At 68.5% G+C, this 16,280-nt stretch carries 14 protein-coding genes; 10 read left to right on the top strand and 4 right to left on the bottom strand.

Translation table 11 applies throughout. From position 1 onward, the window contains the following. Positions 1 to 74: 74 nt before the first annotated feature. The 3 genes from ON37_RS09900 to ON37_RS09890 are packed head-to-tail and all read left to right on the top strand — an operon-like array spanning position 75 to position 2,265. Positions 75 to 806, top strand: coding sequence for an ABC transporter ATP-binding protein (locus ON37_RS09900; RefSeq protein ID WP_040718557.1), 732 nt, complete (start codon positions 75 to 77; stop codon positions 804 to 806). Continuing rightward, positions 803 to 1,588, top strand: a complete 786-nt coding sequence (locus ON37_RS09895) for an ABC transporter permease (protein WP_051031402.1) — start codon at positions 803 to 805, stop codon at positions 1,586 to 1,588. The genes ON37_RS09900 and ON37_RS09895 overlap by 4 nt, the downstream gene beginning before the upstream one ends. A 59-nt stretch (positions 1,589 to 1,647) precedes the next feature. Next, on the top strand, positions 1,648 to 2,265 hold the full coding sequence (locus tag ON37_RS09890; RefSeq protein WP_040718556.1) for a TetR/AcrR family transcriptional regulator: 618 nt from the start codon (positions 1,648 to 1,650) through the stop codon (positions 2,263 to 2,265). Positions 2,266 to 2,280: 15 nt separating this feature from the next. On the opposite strand, the gene ON37_RS09885 is transcribed toward ON37_RS09890, so the two are convergent. The 3 genes from ON37_RS09885 to ON37_RS09875 are packed head-to-tail and all read right to left on the bottom strand — an operon-like array spanning position 2,281 to position 5,226. Next, positions 2,281 to 2,502, bottom strand: coding sequence for a Trm112 family protein (locus tag ON37_RS09885; RefSeq protein ID WP_040718555.1), 222 nt, complete (start codon positions 2,500 to 2,502; stop codon positions 2,281 to 2,283). 10 nt (positions 2,503 to 2,512) lie between these two features. Then, positions 2,513 to 3,004, bottom strand: coding sequence for a GtrA family protein (locus ON37_RS09880; RefSeq protein ID WP_245553133.1), 492 nt, complete (start codon positions 3,002 to 3,004; stop codon positions 2,513 to 2,515). Next, positions 3,001 to 5,226 carry a putative glycosyltransferase family protein gene (locus ON37_RS09875; RefSeq protein ID WP_040718593.1) on the bottom strand — a complete coding sequence of 742 codons (2,226 nt, stop codon included), beginning with the start codon at positions 5,224 to 5,226 and terminating at the stop codon, positions 3,001 to 3,003. The genes ON37_RS09880 and ON37_RS09875 overlap by 4 nt, the downstream gene beginning before the upstream one ends. Before the next feature lie 376 nt (positions 5,227 to 5,602). Here ON37_RS09875 and ON37_RS09870 point away from each other — a divergent pair, with 376 nt between their 5' ends. Together ON37_RS09870 and rffA are read left to right on the top strand one after the other, a co-directional pair. Next, positions 5,603 to 6,625, top strand: a complete 1,023-nt coding sequence (locus tag ON37_RS09870) for a glycosyltransferase (protein WP_051031410.1) — start codon at positions 5,603 to 5,605, stop codon at positions 6,623 to 6,625. Next, on the top strand, positions 6,615 to 7,751 hold the full coding sequence (gene rffA, locus ON37_RS09865) for a dTDP-4-amino-4,6-dideoxygalactose transaminase (protein ID WP_040718554.1): 1,137 nt from the start codon (positions 6,615 to 6,617) through the stop codon (positions 7,749 to 7,751). The genes ON37_RS09870 and rffA overlap by 11 nt, the downstream gene beginning before the upstream one ends. A 78-nt stretch (positions 7,752 to 7,829) precedes the next feature. On the opposite strand, the gene ON37_RS09860 is transcribed toward rffA, so the two are convergent. Continuing rightward, positions 7,830 to 10,775: an AMP-binding protein gene (locus ON37_RS09860; protein ID WP_040718553.1), complete on the bottom strand. Its 2,946-nt coding sequence runs from the start codon at positions 10,773 to 10,775 to the stop codon at positions 7,830 to 7,832. A gap of 442 nt (positions 10,776 to 11,217) precedes the next feature. Between ON37_RS09860 and ON37_RS09855 the strand changes: the two genes are divergently transcribed. From ON37_RS09855 to ilvA, 5 genes are all read left to right on the top strand, one after another. Next, the gene (locus tag ON37_RS09855; protein WP_040718552.1) at positions 11,218 to 12,624 is read left to right on the top strand and encodes a family 2B encapsulin nanocompartment shell protein; all 1,407 of its coding nucleotides are present in this window, start codon (positions 11,218 to 11,220) and stop codon (positions 12,622 to 12,624) included. A gap of 14 nt (positions 12,625 to 12,638) precedes the next feature. After that, a complete protein-coding gene (locus tag ON37_RS09850) occupies positions 12,639 to 13,940 on the top strand; it encodes a family 2 encapsulin nanocompartment cargo protein terpene cyclase (protein ID WP_040718550.1) in 1,302 nt (433 codons plus the stop codon). Further along, positions 13,937 to 14,362, top strand: coding sequence for a hypothetical protein (locus tag ON37_RS09845; protein ID WP_210741932.1), 426 nt, complete (start codon positions 13,937 to 13,939; stop codon positions 14,360 to 14,362). The genes ON37_RS09850 and ON37_RS09845 overlap by 4 nt, the downstream gene beginning before the upstream one ends. After that, positions 14,359 to 14,922 carry an isopentenyl-diphosphate Delta-isomerase gene (gene idi, locus ON37_RS09840; protein WP_245553132.1) on the top strand — a complete coding sequence of 188 codons (564 nt, stop codon included), beginning with the start codon at positions 14,359 to 14,361 and terminating at the stop codon, positions 14,920 to 14,922. The genes ON37_RS09845 and idi overlap by 4 nt, the downstream gene beginning before the upstream one ends. Before the next feature lie 103 nt (positions 14,923 to 15,025). Continuing rightward, a complete protein-coding gene (gene ilvA, locus ON37_RS09835; protein ID WP_040718549.1) occupies positions 15,026 to 16,255 on the top strand; it encodes a threonine ammonia-lyase in 1,230 nt (409 codons plus the stop codon). The last annotated feature ends 25 nt before the right edge of the window (positions 16,256 to 16,280 follow it).

The raw sequence follows: 16,280 nt of genomic DNA, 5'->3' as shown, positions 1-16,280 counted from the left end.
GGCAGAATTCAACACACAATGAATTCAACGCTCGGTGAATAATCTCGCCGATCGTGTGACGCGAGAGGTGGACCGTGGCGAAACCGGATTCGTCCCCGGCGATCACCGTCGAACATCTTCGGGTGCGACGCGGGGGACACGAAGTGCTACACGATATTTCGCTGACCGTGCCGACCGGGAGCATCACCGGGCTGCTCGGTCCCTCGGGCTGCGGGAAGACCACCCTGATGCGCAGTATCGTCGGAACCCAGCTCATCCAGGCGGGCAGTGTGCGAGTACTCGGCGACATCGCGGGCAGTCGCGCACTGCGCTCACGCGTCGGCTACGTCACGCAGGCACCGAGCATCTACGACGATCTGACCGTCACCGACAACGTCTCGTACTTCGCCGCGCTCTACGGCCGCGGCTCCGAGGCGGTGACCGCCGCGATCGACCAGGTCGGACTGGGCGCCCATCGGGCACATCGCGGCAATCAGCTCTCCGGCGGTCAGCGCACCCGGGTCTCGCTGGCCTGTGCGCTGGTCGCAGACCCCGAGCTGCTGGTGCTCGACGAACCGACCGTCGGCTTGGATCCGGTGTTGCGCGCCGAATTGTGGAAGCAGTTCCACGACCTGGCCGCGCAGGGACGCACCCTGGTGGTGTCGAGTCATGTGATGGACGAGGCCGAACACTGCGATCAGCTGCTGCTGATGCGCGAGGGCCATCTGCTCGCCCAGCTCACCCCCGACCAGCTGCGCGCCGACACCGGCGAAACCAGTTTGGAGAACGCATTTCTCGCTCTCATCACGATGGGACAGCCGCGATGAGCACGACCCTCGCTCGCCCGGCCGGCCGGCCGCTGCGCTGCTACACCGCCACATCGACCCGGATTCTGCGGCAGTTACGCGCCGACCGCCGCACGGTTGCCATGCTGCTGCTGGTGCCGACGCTGCTGCTGGCCCTGCTGTACTTCGTTTATCACGACACCCCGACGATGCCGGGCGTGCCGTCGCTGTTCGACCGGGTCGGCATCAGCATGCTCGGCATTCTGCCGTTCATCGTGATGTTCCTGATCACCGCGATCGCCATGCAGCGGGAGCGGACCTCGGGCACCCTGGAACGATTGATGACCACGCCCCTGTCCAAACTCGACCTGCTGGCCGGCTACGGCACCGCCTTCTCGGTCGCGGCGGCGGCGCAGGCTGGTTTGGCCTGCCTCGTATCCTTCGGGCTCCTGGGTTTGGACGCGGCCGGCAGCGCCTGGCTGGTGCTGATGATCGCCGTCGTCGACGCGGTGCTCGGCGTGGCACTCGGACTGCTGGCCAGCGCGTTCGCCCGCACCGAATTCCAGGCGGTGCAATTCATGCCGCTGGTGGTCGGGCCGCAGTTCTTCCTGTGCGGCCTGCTGGTGCCACGCGACCAACTACCGCGCTGGCTGGAGATCATCAGCGACGTACTGCCGCTCAGCTATGCCGTCGACGCGCTCCAGGAGGTATCCCGGCATCCCGGAGCCACCGCAGCGATGTGGCGGGACCTGGGGATCGTCGCCGCCTTCGCCGCCGTCGCGCTGACCCTGGGCGCGGCCACACTCCGGCGGCGCACGGCATGAGCGGCCAGGCGCGGAGGCGGCAGCGCAGCATTACCACGCAGCGCCCCGAGGAAAACCGCATGAGCGGCGCGGCCCCGCGCAGTGGGCGGCGGGCCGGTGAGTCGGGCACGCGGGCGGCGATTCTGGATGCGGCGCGCTCCCGGTTCGCCGAGGTCGGCTTCGACAAGGCATCGATCCGCTCGATCGCGAGCGCGGCCGGGGTCGATCCCGCGTTGGTACACCACTACTTCGGCACCAAACAGCAATTGTTCTCGGCCGCCTTGAATCTGCCGATCGATCCGGAGGTGATCCGCGCTCCGATCCGGGCCGCGGCACCGGACGACCTCGGTGAGACGGTGGTCCGGACGGTGGTCGGCGCGTGGGATTCCTCGGTCGGCGTCCACGCGGTGGCGGCATTTCGCGGCATCCTGGCCGGCGGCGACGCCGCGCTGGCGCGCAGCTTCCTGCTCGAGGTGGCACTGAAAGATGTTCGGCAGAAGGTGGATTCGCCGCCGGGGACCGGGACCGCACGGGTGGTGCTGGCCGTCTCGCAAATGCTCGGGATCCTGGTGGCCCGCAAGATTCTGCAGGTCGAGCCCGTGGCCTCGATGCCGCTGGACGAACTGGCCGCGACCGTCGGGCCGACTGTTCAGCGGTATCTCACCGGCGAGCTACCGATCACGGGCGCCGGGGACTGATCCGGACCGAGGCGTTCAGCCCTGGGCGAGGAACGCCTCGTGTTCGGCCTCGCCGACCTCGCGAGCCTCGTCCACGAGCAGCACCGGGATGCCGTTGTCGATCGAGTACGCGCGGCGCAGACGCGGGTTGTAGAGCACGCTGTTGCCCTCCGCGTCGCGCACCAATGACAGCGGTCCCTTGTCCTGCGGGCAGGCCAGCAGGCTCAACAAGGTGGGATCCAGAGTGTGCTCCGCCATATCCGACAACCTACCCGGCCGTCCGATCCACTGCCGCTTCCGCCCGCCGGAACGAGATGTAGCGGTGGCCGAAGAAGCTGAGCACGGCGACCATCCCCATCACGACGACCGTGGCCGGGGTGCCGGGCAGGTCCAGAACACCGACGGCCAGCTGCACTCCGACCATGTTCAGCACCAGCCCGCCGGAATTCACCGCGACGAACCGGACGAAGTCCCCGAGCAGCCGGCCGCGCACCCGGAACACCAGCGTGCGGTGCGCGAAGAAGGCGAACACGATGCTGATGGAATAGGCCAGCGCCACCGCCACCGCCGGCGGCCAGCCGGAAGGCAACAGCGCCAACCAGGCCACCGTGAGGAGCATGCCGAGCAGGGTGTTGACCACCCCGACCGCCGCGAACACGATTTCCTGGCGGCGCAGCAGCCGCAACAGCAGACCCGGTGGTGGCGCGGACGGCTGATCCGCCGCCCGCTGCGCCGCTACGCCTCCGGTCCCGATCTTCACGAAACCACTTCCGGTACTTCCGTTTTCGCACGCTCCGCGGAATCGCCGGCGCGACGAGAGCGCAGATACAGCCACTGCATCACCGCCAGCACAACGAGTCCGCCGGCCGCACTCGCGACGCCCAGCCGCCATCCGGGCGGCTCCCAGGACACCGTGAGGTCGGCGTCCGTCGTGCCCGGGGGAATATCCACGGCGACAAAGGCTTTCGACACCTCGCGTACCGGGAGTTCACGGCCGTTCAGCGAGGCCCGATACCCGGGCCAGGCCAGCCGGGCGAAGACCACACGGCCACCGCTCTCCGAACCGACCCGAGCCCGGCTGGTGCGGTCGGTCTCCGACAGCGACGTCGCCTCCACCTGATGGGCGTCGGCAATCCGGCCGTTTTCGGTCGAGATCAGTCCCTGCTCGCGTTCCAGCACCAGGATGTAGCGCTCGTGGCCCGGATAGTCGACCCACTTCCACCCCGGCGGGGCGGGATGATTGCCGGCATCGGGGAACATCGCCCGCTGCAACACCACCCGATCGAGTTTCATCAGATCCACCGGCGGCCGTCCGGTGCTGGGTTCGGGCGTGAACAGCCGCCGGAACGAATCCGGGCAGACACTGGAATCCCAGCGCATGCACAGCATCTCGCCGAACCAGTAGTGGCCGTTGGGGGTGTAGCCGTTGACGTAGTTGCGGTGCACATCCTTGGCGTAGTTGCCGAACACCAGCGATCCGTAGGCACCCTGGATGCTCCTGTCCGCCGGCTGCAGCAACCCGCGATCGCCGAGTTGGATGGTGACTCCGTCGAATTCGGGGAACGCCGCCTCGGCCTCGGCCCGATGTGCCGGCAGATTCCACCCCATCGGCGTCGGCTGCGCGGCATACACCTGCAGGTACGCGATCGGGAACATGGCTACGACGGTCAGCGCGGCGGCCGCGGCGGTACCGCGGCGCAGGCCCAGCCACACCACGGCCGCGCCTACCGCGGCCACGCCGAGCGCCGAGAGCACATGCCACCAGACGTCGTGCGGGTCGGCGGAAAACGTTCGTACCCAGAGCAATCCGATCAGCACGGCGGCGGCTGTCGCGCGCGGACGCCGGTCGCGGACCGTGCCGAACCGGCCGAGCAGCACGCACACCAGGATCAGCAGTCCGACCGCCACCATCGGCAGCACCCGAGCGGGCCAGCGCAACGGCCCCACCGTGCCCGGCCCCGCCGCCCACATCAGGAACATGACGGCGAACAGCGCGACGGTGACGAATTCGCGCCAGGCCCGGCGCGCTCGATCCCAGTCGACGAAGGCCAGCGCCGGAATCAGGAACCACGCGATGTAGGTGACCGGCATCGGCTGCACGTACCCCCACCAGGAGGTGAATGCCGGCATGGCCGAGGGCAGACTGGCGTTCAGCGATTCCGACCACGGCACGGTCAGGAAGCGGTCGTTGTTGATCTGGGAATTACCCCGCCAGCTCACCGTCGCCGAGAGCATGCTCGGCAGGTAGGTCATCAGGCCGGCCATCCCGGCCGCACCCGCGACCACCGCGACCCGCAGCACCGGACGCCACGCGCGCTGGACCACGAGCTCCCCCACCGCCACGGCCACCAGCATCAGCGCGGCCTCGACCGCGGGGAAGACGTACTCGACGGAGATCGCCAGATACAGAAAGACGAACAGTGGGATCGGCCCGTACCCGCGGGTGCCGGTCCGATACCGGGAGCGGTCTCCGGCCGGTCCGCGCGCGTACCGGACCGCCGACGCCCAGGCATGCAGCATCCACGCGGTGCCGGTCAGCGAGGTGACCCAGCTGGCCTCGTCGAAGAACAGGAACCAGCCCGTCAGCGGAAAGGCGATGCCCGCTACCGCCGCCCACGGCGCGCGGCTGCCGTAGACCAGGCAGATGCGATAGATTCCGAGCGCGGCGATGATCGAGAAGATCAGCTTCACGATCGTCGCCAGCAGCGCGAGATTGTCGACCGAGGGCGCGATCAGGTCGATCAGCAGTTGCGGCGGGTTGAACAGCCCCGCCTCTTCCATGGTGTAGTTACCGGTCATCCACTGTTCGGGCACCATCAGCGGGAGGTGGCCCGCGCGCAGATGCCGCCCGAGCATCACCCACAGCGGGGTGTACTGGGATTCGGTGTCGTCGGTGTAGAAGTGCCGCGCGTTCGCGAGCAGCACCGCGATATATCCGGCGACCACACCGAGTGCGGTGATCGCCCCCCACCGGAACACCATTCTTCGCGGCTGCCCGGCGACGCTCGGTTGCGGTCCGGGCGCGGCGGCGGGCCGACCCTCGCTCACCGGCTCCGCGAGCGCCGCCGTCGACACTGCACTTTCCACCACGATTGACAGACCCTACATGTCCATACGCGCCCGAGCATCGCGCGTGCGAACGCCGCCCGAATCGCGACACCGAAACCGGTGACCTGCAGCGTGTTAGAGTGCACCCCGATTCGGGCTCTGCATACAGGCGAGGAGTTCCGGTGCGCACCGTCATCGAAAGTCGAACCAGCTGATGCCGATTCCGTCCGCAACCGCACAGTCCCCCGGCACCGGCCGGCCCCCGACACCGGATGTTCATCTTCCGGTCACCGGCGCCGGCGGGCAGCGGGTGCATGCGGTCTCGGTGGTCGTCCCGGTGTATCGCGGCGAGCAGACCATCGCCGGGCTCGTCGCCGAACTCCACCAGCTGTCGCAACCGGCCGCCACCCCCGATGGCCACAGCTTCGTGGTCGAGGAGATCGTCCTGGTGCACGACCACGGTCCCGACCGCTCCGATGTGGTCCTGCAGCAGCTTGCCGCACAATATCAGCAGGTCCGGGTGATCTGGTTGAGCCGCAACTTCGGTCAGGACGCGGCCACCATCGCCGGGATGGCCGCGGCGCGCGGGGAATGGATCGTCACCATGGACGAGGACGGCCAGCACGATCCGGCATTCATCGGCGCCTTCCTCGACACCGCGCTCGCCCGGCGAGCGGACCTGGTCTACTCCAAGCCGACCAACACCCGTCCACACGGCCTGCTGCGCAATCTCACCTCCCGCGGCGCCAAGGTGGTGCTGGCGACCGTCTTCGCCTTCCCCGATTCCACCCGGTTCGAGAGCTTCCGCCTCATCCGCGGCGATATCGGCCGGCAACTGGCCGAGGTCGCCTCCAACGGCGTCTACCTCGACGTCGCCCTGACCTGGGTGGTCGACAACACCGCGCAGGCCCCCGTGGTCCTGCGGGCCGAGGGCCGCGAGGAGTCCGGTTACAACTACCGGCGGCTGTTCTCCCTGTTCTGGAAAATGGTGCTGTGCAGCGGAACTCGTGGTCTGCGTCTGGTGAGCCTGCTCGGGGTCACCCTGGCGGCCGGTGGTGCGCTGATGGCCGCCGTGGTGATCTGGCAGGCGCTGTTCGGGCACGGCCACGACCCCGAGGGCTGGGCCTCGATCATCGTGGTTCTGCTTCTGGTTTCGGGCGCGATTCTGTTCTCACTGGGTCTGATCGCGGAGTATCTCGGTGTGGCATTGCACGTCCTGGTGGGCAAACCCCTGTATCTGACGGTAGATTCGCCGACACCGCGCCCGGAGCACGAGGCGCGGGTTTCGACCACGGCCGCAGCTATCGGGGGACACAATCCGGGTGAGCACTGACCAGATCCTTTTCAGCCGCCCCTATCGCGCGGCCGCCGAGCTGCGCAATCTGGCCGCCGTGCTGGAGTCCGACCACAGCCACGGCGACGGCCGGTTCACCGCGGCGGCCACGGCCAAGCTGCGCGCGATCACCGGCGCCCCGCACGCACTGCTGACCACCTCGTGCACCCATGCCCTGGAGATGGCCGGCCTGCTGCTCGAACTGGGACCCGATGACGAGGTGATCGTCCCGAGTTTCGCGTTCACCTCCACCGCGACCGCGGTCGCGATGCGCGGAGCGACGTGCGTTTTCGCCGATATCGACGACCGCGGCAATCTCGATCCGGAGTCGGTGGCGGCCGCGGTCACCGAGCGGACGAAGGCGATCGTGGTGATCCATTACGGCGGGGTCGGCGCCGATATGGACCGGCTGCTCGCGGTGGCCGAATCGCACGGACTGGCGATCGTCGAGGACACCGCGCACGGCCTCGGCGGCCGCTGGCGGGGCCGGCCGCTGGGCACGATCGGCACCATCGGCGCGCTCAGCTTCCACGACACCAAGAATGTGCACTGCGGTGAGGGCGGGGCCCTGCTGCTCACCGACGACATCCTGATGGGCCGCGCCGAGATCATCCGGGAGAAGGGCACCGACCGTGCCCGGTTCCTGCGCGGAGCGGTCGACAAGTACTCCTGGCAGGACATCGGATCGAGTTATCTTCCCAGTGAGTTGAATGCCGCCGTCCTGGACGCGCAACTGGCCGAATTCGATCGGATTCAGGCCGGGCGGATGCGGGTCTGGAACTCCTATGCGGCCGCGCTGCCGGACTGGGCCGCGCGCAACGATGTGCGGCTCATGCAGGTTCCGGCCGATCGCGAGCACACCGCTCATCTGTACTATCTGCGCACCCCGAGCGAGCACACCCGCGACGCGTTGATCGGTTATCTTCGCGAACACGGCATTTCGGCCCCATTCCACTACGTGCCGCTGCATTCCAGTCCCGCCGGGCAGAAACTCGGCCGCACCACGGTCCCCTGTCCGCGTACCGACGAATTCTCCGCCACACTGCTCCGGCTGCCGCTGTGGCCCGACCTCAGCGACCAGCAGGTGGCGCGGGTGATCGAGACTGTCACCGCCTACACGGTGTAGCCGGAGCGGGCCGGTCGCGATCCACGGTCCGCGCCGGCACCGCATCGCCCCGGGCCGCAGGAGCCCGGGGCGGCGATCTCACGCCAGCAGGGCGGCCGCGACCTCCGGGGTGAGCACTTCGTAGGCGTCCGATTCCCGGTTGTAGTACCAGGTGTGCTCATCGGGCTCGAGGCGCAGCGACGATCGCACCGCGTGGGTGGACGGGCGGAAGCTGGAGCTGCGCGGGATCTCGTCGACGACCCGAACGATATCGGGTCGCTGTGCGACGTCGAGGGCACGCAGACCCTCCGTCAGATCGGCGGCGTCCAGGCGGTGGCCCTCGCGAACACTCACCACCGCGACCGCGAGCGTGGTGCTCGGCGTGCGGCGGCCGAAGGCGACCTCCATGTCGACGGCGGTGATGTCGTTGAGCGCATCCTCGATCGGCTGGGTGTAGACCGGGCCGCGCGCGGTCTTGATGACGGTGTCGCGCCGGTCCATCAGCCAATAGTCGCCGTCGCTGTCGCGCCGGAACAGGTTCTCCGTCGGCATCCAGGCGTCTCCCGGGGCGAAGACTCCCCGCAGCCCGCCGCGGGAGATGTCGACCGTGTCGGATGCCCGCCCGATCAGCAGTCCCACCTCGTTGTCGGCGGCCCGGCGCGCGAAACCGCGGGCGTCGGTGGCGATCTGCTCGGTGACCGGGTCGTAGGCGATCAGTTCCACCTTCGCGGTGCCCGGTACCGGGCGGCCCTTGCAGCCGATCTTCACTCCGGCCACGTTGGCGAGCACCACGTCGCCCTCGATGCTGGCATAGAACTCCAGCACCCCAGCGGGTGCGAAGCGTTCGGTGGTGCGCCGCCACAGCCCGGCCGGCATACCGGACCCGATGAACAGGCGGATCGGATGCGGATGCCCGGCCGGGAAGGTGTCGGCATCGAGAATGTCGCGCAGCATCGTCCAGGTGTAGGTGACGACGGTGACTCCGTAGCGATGCACTTCCTCGGCGAACGTGGGCGGGTTCAGCGATCGGGCGAGCGCGATCCGGCTGCCGCCGGCCACCGCGCCGCCGAGACTCACCAGCAGGCCGGACGAATGATGCAGCGGGGCAAGGCAATACACGGTGTCGCGGCGATCGAGGTCCGCGGCCGAGGCGGTGCCGAAGGCCGACAGCGCCCAGCGGTGGTTGGTGATGTATTTCAGATCGAGTTTGTCGCCCGTGCCGGTGACCAGGATGAACGCCAGCTCCCGCGCCAGGCCCGGATCGGGCCGGAACCAGCCGGGCAGGGCGACCCCGGCCGGATCGATCTGCTCGAGGTCCACCACCTCGGCCCCGTCCGGAATGTCGAGACCGCGGGCATCGCCGCCACCGAGCACGAGTACCCGGGTGCCGGTGGCGGCCGCGGCGCGCAGGTTCTCCGGATCGGCGACGATCATGGTGGCGCCGGTGGATTCGACGGCCCGGGCGACCTCGCCGCCCGGCGCCAGCAGTACCGCCACCGCGCCGATGCGCGAGAGGGCGGCCACCGCGGCCAGCGCACTCGGCCGGGTCTCCATCAGGACGCCGACCCGGCTGCCCGGTCGTACGCCCTCGGAAATCAGCCCGCGCACCACATTGTCGATGCGTGCGCCGACGGCAGCATGCGTGTGGACGCGGTCGTCGAACAGGAACAGCTCACGCAGCGGCGCATTGCGCTGTTGTTCGGCGAGCAGGCGGCCCAACGAGATCCGGGTGTGCGGCTGGATCATGCCGAGACGGGCCAGGCGGGGCAGCGCCCGCGCCGCCTCTCCGGTCAACTCCATCGATCCGCGCAGCGCATTGCCGGCCAGCCCACCGAGAGCCGCGCCGATTCCGGCGCCCGCCTCGGCCAGGGTGGCGGCGGTATGGACGACCCGGGTGGCCGCGGTGGTCTGGCGGTCGGTGGCGACGTGTTCGCGCATCGGCGCGATCTGCTCGGGCAGGTCGCCCTGCCCGCTCAACCAGTTCACCCAATCGCGGACCAGCGGCCAGGTCTGGTTGGTCGCCGTACTGCCCGCGACCAGGCCGAAATGGCCGGCCACTAGCGAGGCCTCGTAGACCTCGGCGTTCGGGGCCGCGCGCACGATACCGCGCACGGCGCCCGGCTGGCCGATATCGTCGACCTCGCCGACGAAGGCGAGAATGGGGCATTTGAGTTCGGCCAGCGATACCGGCTGGTCCCGAATCACGAAGCCGCCGGACATCATTCGGTTGTGCGCCACGAACTGCTTGAGCAGATCGGCGGCCGCCGGCCCCGAATAGCCCACCCAGCCGTCGCGTTCGAGGAACCGACGCTGACGTTCCTTGGGCAGCAACGCTTCTCGGTCGTGCAGCTGGCGCAGAAAATCGATCCGGGCCTTGGCGGTCTTCACCGGATCGAGCATCTGGAATCCGACCCGGACCATGGCGTCGGTGATCGGGAGCCGGTTGAGGACGTGGTCGGCGACGAAATCGGCCACCTCCGACACCAGCCCGTAGGGCAGGCCGAACGGTAGCCCGGCCACGATGTCGACCGGACTACCGAAGGTGACGATGCTCTGCACGCCCTTGCCGTAGCGGAAGGCCGTGGTCTGGTAGGCGAACATGCCGCCCTGTGAGTACCCCATGAGGTGGACCGGGCGCCCGGTCAGTTCGTTGACCGTGTCGATCGCGCTCGACAGTGCCAGCACATGGTCGGCAAGGTCCCGCTGCCAGCCACCTTCCTCCGTCGCGGGGGAACCGAAATCCAGGACCCAGCAATCGATTCCGGAACGGTGCAGAATCCCGACCGCACCACCTTCGGCGTTGACGTCGTAGATGTCGGCATTGACCATCAGCGGCGGCACCAGCAGCGCCACCGGGCGGCCGGTCGCCGGATCGTCGGGGAAGTAGTGCCGCAGCCGGTACATGCGCTTGCGTTCGGTGACCTCGTAGGGCGAGGCCTCGACGTCGTGAGCGAGGCCGCCGAAACGGATCACCTCGAGGCCGTTCTGCGCCGTCGCCATCAACCGCTGCACCGGTCCCGTGAGGGTTCTCGTATCGAATTTCACGCTCGCTCCCAGCCCTTGCCCTGCGCCTGACACCGGCACGCCCCCTGCGTGCGGGTCGAGCCTGCCACACCGACAGCCTACTGCGGGGGTGGTGTGATCGGTCCCATCCGCGGCCACGGGTTGCCGGGTGACGAGCGGCGGCAACCGGGCCGGGTCACCGCCGCGCGTACCCACTGCGACCGGCCCCGGCGCGGCCGTTTCCCATCGATTCGCCGAATGTTCCTGCGCACGCGCCTCCCCGCACCTACCATTGATGCCGGAAGCCCATGTAGCACACGACTATTCGATCAGACGTCTAGTTCGCCAGGCTCGTCTCTTCTTCCGTTCGTTCCAGGTGGCAGAACCGGTCCGTAGACCGGTCTCGTGTCCGCGTTGTCTCGCGCGCCGAACAGGCTCGGCGCTGTCCGCATCCGTCGCCCACTCTCCGAGGTGAGGACCGCAGATGACTCTCGAACTTCCCGTGCAGACCGACAACCACGTCCGCAAGTCCCTGTCCACCGCCGCCGCCCATCAACTCGCCCACACCACCAAGTCCGAACCCCAGATGCAGGGGATCTCCTCGCGCTGGCTGACCCGGATGCTGCCCTGGACCCAGGTGGAGGGTGGTGTCTACCGGGTCAACCGGCGGCTCACGCACACGGTGGGCAACGGCGAGGTGGAATTCGTCATCGACGGCGGCCGCGCCCAGGTCATCCCGTTGGAACTGCAGGAACTGCCCGCACTGCGGGAGGTCGACGACGAGGAGATTCTCGCGGCCATGGCCCAGCAGTTCGTCCAGCGCGACCTCGAGCCCGGCGCGGTGATCGCCGAATTCGGTAATCCGGTGGACCAGCTGATGCTGATCGTGCACGGAAAACTCACCAAAATCGGCACCGGCGAATACGGCGAAGCCACGAAACTCGGGATACTCGGCGACGGCGACTATTTCGGCGACGCCATGCTGACCGATCGCGATGCCATCTGGCCGGTCACGGTGAAAACGGCGACGCCGGTCACACTGCTCACCTTGGCGCGCACCGCATTCGACCGGCTGGTCGACCAGGCACCGGCGCTGGCGGATCATCTGTCGCGCGTCGCGGAATCGCCGGTGCGGCCGCAGAACAAATACGGCGAGGCGAATATCGAGATCACCTCCGGGCATGCCGGAGAGCCCGTGCTGGACGGCACCTTCGTCGACTACGACAGTTCTCCGCGCGAATACGAACTCAGCGCCGCGCAGAGTGTGCTGCGGATCCACACGCGAGTGGCGGATCTGTTCAACGATCCGCACAACCAGATCGAACAGCAATTGCGGCTCACGATCGAGGCCCTGCACGAACGCCGCGAATACGATCTGGTCAACAGCCCCGAGTTCGGTCTGCTGCACAGTTGCGACCTGAAACAGCGCATCTACACCGAATCGGGCCCGCCGACGCCGGACGATCTCGACGAATTGCTGAGTATGCGCCGGAGTACGAAATTCTTCCTCGCCCATCCGAAGGCGATCGCGGCGTTCGGGCGGGAATGCAACAAACGCGGCCTCTATCCCGACCCGGTCGATATCGAGGGCCGTCGCGTACCGGCGTGGCGCGGTGTTCCCATCCTCCCGTGCGGAAAAATCCCGGTCAGCGACACCCAGATCACATCGATTCTGGCGATGCGGGTCGGTGAGAAGGATCAGGGTGTGATCGGACTGCATCAGACCGGAATTCCGGACGAGTACGAGCCGAGCCTGAACGTGCGTTTCAAGGGCATCGACGACCAATCGATCATTTCGTATCTGGTCAGCTGTTACTACTCGGCGGCCGTCCTCGTTCCGGACGCACTGGGAATTCTCGACAATGTGGCCGTCGCCCGGCAGAGCGATTGACGGGGTGAGCGCGGATGTCGTTACTCTCCCGGGTCGCCGCACCGCCGGCTCGTGATGATCTGGCCGGGGCGATCGCCACCCTGCTCGGCAGTCTCGACCACGCTCCCCCGGCTCGGATTCCGCTCTCGGGTCCGTTGCCGACCGGCCCGATCACGGCGCACAGGATGGTCGCGGACACCGTTCCACGCGGACTGCTCGCCCCGACCGGGCTCGGCACCTCGGGGCTGCTCGCACCGCTGCGACCACCACGCGAGAAATTCGTTCCACCGGCCGGAGCCACCGGCGAAATATCCACTGGGTCAACGCTTTCGGGTAGACCGGGCAGCGCATCGGACATCCCGCCGCTGTACTGCCCGCCGCCGGAGCGAGACGATCACGCCCTTGCCGCCGCGGTCGACGAGGGGATTCTGCGATGGGCCCGGGATATCGGGCTCTACGAGGGACGTCTGGACGAATTGGCGAAGGCGGGATTCGGGCGGCTGATCATGCTGGCCCATCCGGACTGCGACGATGCCGACCGGCTGCTCGCGGCGGCGAAATGCGCGGTCTCGGAATGGTCGGTGGACGACTACTACTGCGAGGAGGACGCCGACGATCACGCACCCGACGGCACCCCCTCGGACGCGGCCGCCGAACTGGGCCCACGGCTCGAATTGGCCATGGCCGTCATGGATCCGGTCCACCTGCCCGCCCGATATCAAGCACAGCTGGAGCAGGCGCTGGACGGCGATCCGATCCTGCGGGCCTTTCGCACCTCGTTCGAGCATCTGGCGCGGTACTCCAGCCCGGCCCAGCTGGCCCGGTTGCGGACCGAAATCGGCGGCTGGTTCATCGCTCTGGGCGCCGAGGCCGGCTGGCGGGCGGCTCACCGGATGCCGCCGGTCTGGGAGTATCTCGCGAATCGCCAACCGCACAGCTTCCTACCCTGTATGGCCCCGATCGACGCGGTCGGCGGCTACGAACTGGATGCGGCCGGATACTGCGATCCACGCATGCGCCGCGCGGTCACCACGGCGGCGTTGGCCGCCCAGATGGTCAACGATCTGTATTCGATGGCCCGCGAAGACCTTTCCGGCGGAAGGGAATTCAACCTGCCGACCGTGCTGGCCGCGGAGGAGGGATGTTCGCGCCGTGCGGCCGTGCAGCGCACCGCGGCCGTCCACGACGAACTGGTGCATCGTTTCGAAGCCGAAGCCACGGCGCTGGCGGCCGCCGGCTCTCCGCAGCAGCGCCGCTTCCTGGCCGGGCTCTGGGCCTGGATGGGCGGCAACCGCGCCTGGCACGCCGACAGCCGCCGCTATCACGACCACGCATGACCTCGATTCCCCCCGGTTTCGACTCCGGCTCCATGCGCGCCATCTGGACCAACGAGACCGACATGTACGTCGAACTGCCCGACCTGTTCGCCGAATTCTCCCGGTTGCTCGAACCCGGTGGGCGCTACGTCTGCGTGACCGGCTGCTCCAACGACGTGACGGGCGGGCGATCGGCGGCGGTGAGCTGGATCGATGCCCATTACGGCTGCATGATCCATACGCGTGGCGAGTACTTCCGGGCGATGAGCGCCAACGGATTGGTCCCCATCGCGGTCACCGATCTGACCGCGGCCACCATCCCGTACTGGGAACTGCGCAGCGAATGCGAGCTGGCCACCGGGGTGGAGGAACCGTTTCTCACGGCCTACCGCGAGGGCAGCTTCCAGTACCTGGTGATCGCCGCCGATAAGGTAGGGCGGTGACCGGCACCCAGACCACATCGCCCGACAGCACGGCCGACCGCGAGTCCCTGCCCGTCGAATTGGTCGACGAGCAGGGCCGCGCGATCGGTAACTGCGCGGTGGCCGAGGCCCACACCGCGCCCGGACGGCTGCACCGCGCCTTCTCCGTGCTGTTGTTCGCACCGGACGGGCGGGTGCTGTTGCAGCAGCGAGCCGGGGTCAAGACTCGCTTCCCGCTGCGCTGGTCGAATACCTGCTGCGGGCATCCGGCCCCGCGGCAGTCGGTTGCCGAGGCCGCCGCCGTCCGGTTGGCCGAGGAACTGCGCATCACCGCACCGGTGCGCGAAGTCGGCGTCTACCGGTATCGAGCGGACGATCCCGCGACCGGACGGGTCGAAGACGAATGGGATCACGTGCTGGTCGGGGAATTCGACCACCTGCCCGACGATCCCGATCCGGCGGAGGTCGCCGCGGTGCGCTGGATGGAGGCGGATCGCCTCGAGGCCGACATCGCCTCCGGCCCAGCGGATTTCACGCCGTGGCTGCACGGCGTGCTGACCGCCGCACGGGCCGCGCGCTGAGCGGCGGCTCGGCGCGCGAGCAGCCGGTCGTCGGGGCCGCCGATTCGGCGGTCGAACGCACCGGCCCGCCGGATACGCGGATTCCGGGCCGGCCTCTGGCAGCATGGCGGCCATGGAGCTGATCGGGTTCGATCGCATCAGCGCGGCTCGGGAGCTGCTGGCGCCCGTGATTCGGCGCACACCGCTGCTGGCCTCTCGCGTCCTGTCCGAGCGAACCGGATCGGAGGTGCGGCTCAAATGTGAGAATCTGCAGCGCACCGGCTCGTTCAAACCACGCGGCGCGTATTTCCGGATCGCCAATCTGACCCCGGCCGAACGTGAATTCGGGGTGGTGGCGGCCAGCGCCGGCAATCATGCGCAGGGTGTCGCCTGGGCGGCAGCGAGTCTCGGGATCGCATCCACGGTCTTCATGCCGCTGGGTGCGCCGCTGCCGAAGCTTGTCGCCACCCGCGCCTACGGCGCCACGATTCACCAGGTGGGCGACACCGTGGACGAGGCACTCTCGGCCGCACAGGAATTCGCCGATCGCACCGGCGCCACGCTGATCCATCCCTTCGACCATCCGGATATCGTCGCGGGCCAGGCCACCGTGGGATCGGAACTGCTGGAACAGTTTCCCGACGTGGGTACGGTGCTGGTTCCCACCGGCGGCGGCGGACTGCTCGCGGGGATCGCCGCGGCGCTGCATCCGGTCGCGCCGCAGGTGCGGGTGATCGGCGTGCAAGCGGCCCTCGCGGCAGCCTGGCCGGACTCGCTACGCTCCGGACAGCCGGTGGCCCTGCAACGAATGTCGACGATGGCCGACGGTATCGCGGTGGGGCGGCCCGGGGAGGTGCCTTTCGCGCACGTCATCGCCCATCAGCCGGCGATCGTCACGGTGGGCGAGGATGCTCTGTCCGCCGCCGTTCTGCTGTGTCTGGAACGGGCCAAACTCGTCGTCGAACCGGCGGGCGCGGCGGCGGTCGCGGCGCTGCTGAGCCTGCCGGCCGAGCAATTGCGCCTGCAGGGGCCGGTCTGCGCCGTCATCTCCGGCGGCAATGTGGATCCGATCCTGCTGACCCGCATCATCGGTCACGGGCTCAGCACCGGCGGGCGCTACCTGGCGGTCCGGATCACGATCTCCGACCGGCCGGGCAGCCTGAGCCGGCTACTCGATGCCGTCGCGGGCACCGGCGCCAATGTGCTCGACGTCGTGCACGCCCGCACCCCCGCCAACCTCGCCATCGACGAGGTGGAGGTACTGCTGACCCTGGAGACCCGCGGGCCGGCTCATCGCGACGATGTTCTCGACGCCCTCGAAAGCGCGGAATACGCTGTGCGGGTTCAGGACTGACCCTAGCTGCCGGCCGGGCGCGACC

Origin of the sequence: Nocardia veterana NBRC 100344 (assembly GCF_000308855.1) — a bacterium.
Lineage (GTDB): Bacteria > Actinomycetota > Actinomycetes > Mycobacteriales > Mycobacteriaceae > Nocardia > Nocardia veterana.
Note: the sequence above shows the minus strand (reverse complement) of the source record. Positions and strands in the feature narration are given on the sequence as shown.

Excerpts from the sequence above, each read along its gene's own strand:
- ON37_RS09895 (WP_051031402.1), top strand. The coding sequence starts at position 803 with ATGAGCACGACCCTCGCTCGCCCGGCCGGCCGGCCGCTGCGCTGCTAC.
- ON37_RS09890 (WP_040718556.1), top strand. The coding sequence starts at position 1,648 with ATGAGCGGCGCGGCCCCGCGCAGTGGGCGGCGGGCCGGTGAGTCGGGC.
- ON37_RS09885 (WP_040718555.1), bottom strand. The coding sequence starts at position 2,502 with ATGGCGGAGCACACTCTGGATCCCACCTTGTTGAGCCTGCTGGCCTGC.
- ON37_RS09875 (WP_040718593.1), bottom strand. The coding sequence starts at position 5,226 with ATGGTGTTCCGGTGGGGGGCGATCACCGCACTCGGTGTGGTCGCCGGA.
- ON37_RS09855 (WP_040718552.1), top strand. The coding sequence starts at position 11,218 with ATGACTCTCGAACTTCCCGTGCAGACCGACAACCACGTCCGCAAGTCC.
- ON37_RS09850 (WP_040718550.1), top strand. The coding sequence starts at position 12,639 with ATGTCGTTACTCTCCCGGGTCGCCGCACCGCCGGCTCGTGATGATCTG.
- ON37_RS09845 (WP_210741932.1), top strand. The coding sequence starts at position 13,937 with ATGACCTCGATTCCCCCCGGTTTCGACTCCGGCTCCATGCGCGCCATC.
- ilvA (WP_040718549.1), top strand. The coding sequence starts at position 15,026 with ATGGCGGCCATGGAGCTGATCGGGTTCGATCGCATCAGCGCGGCTCGG.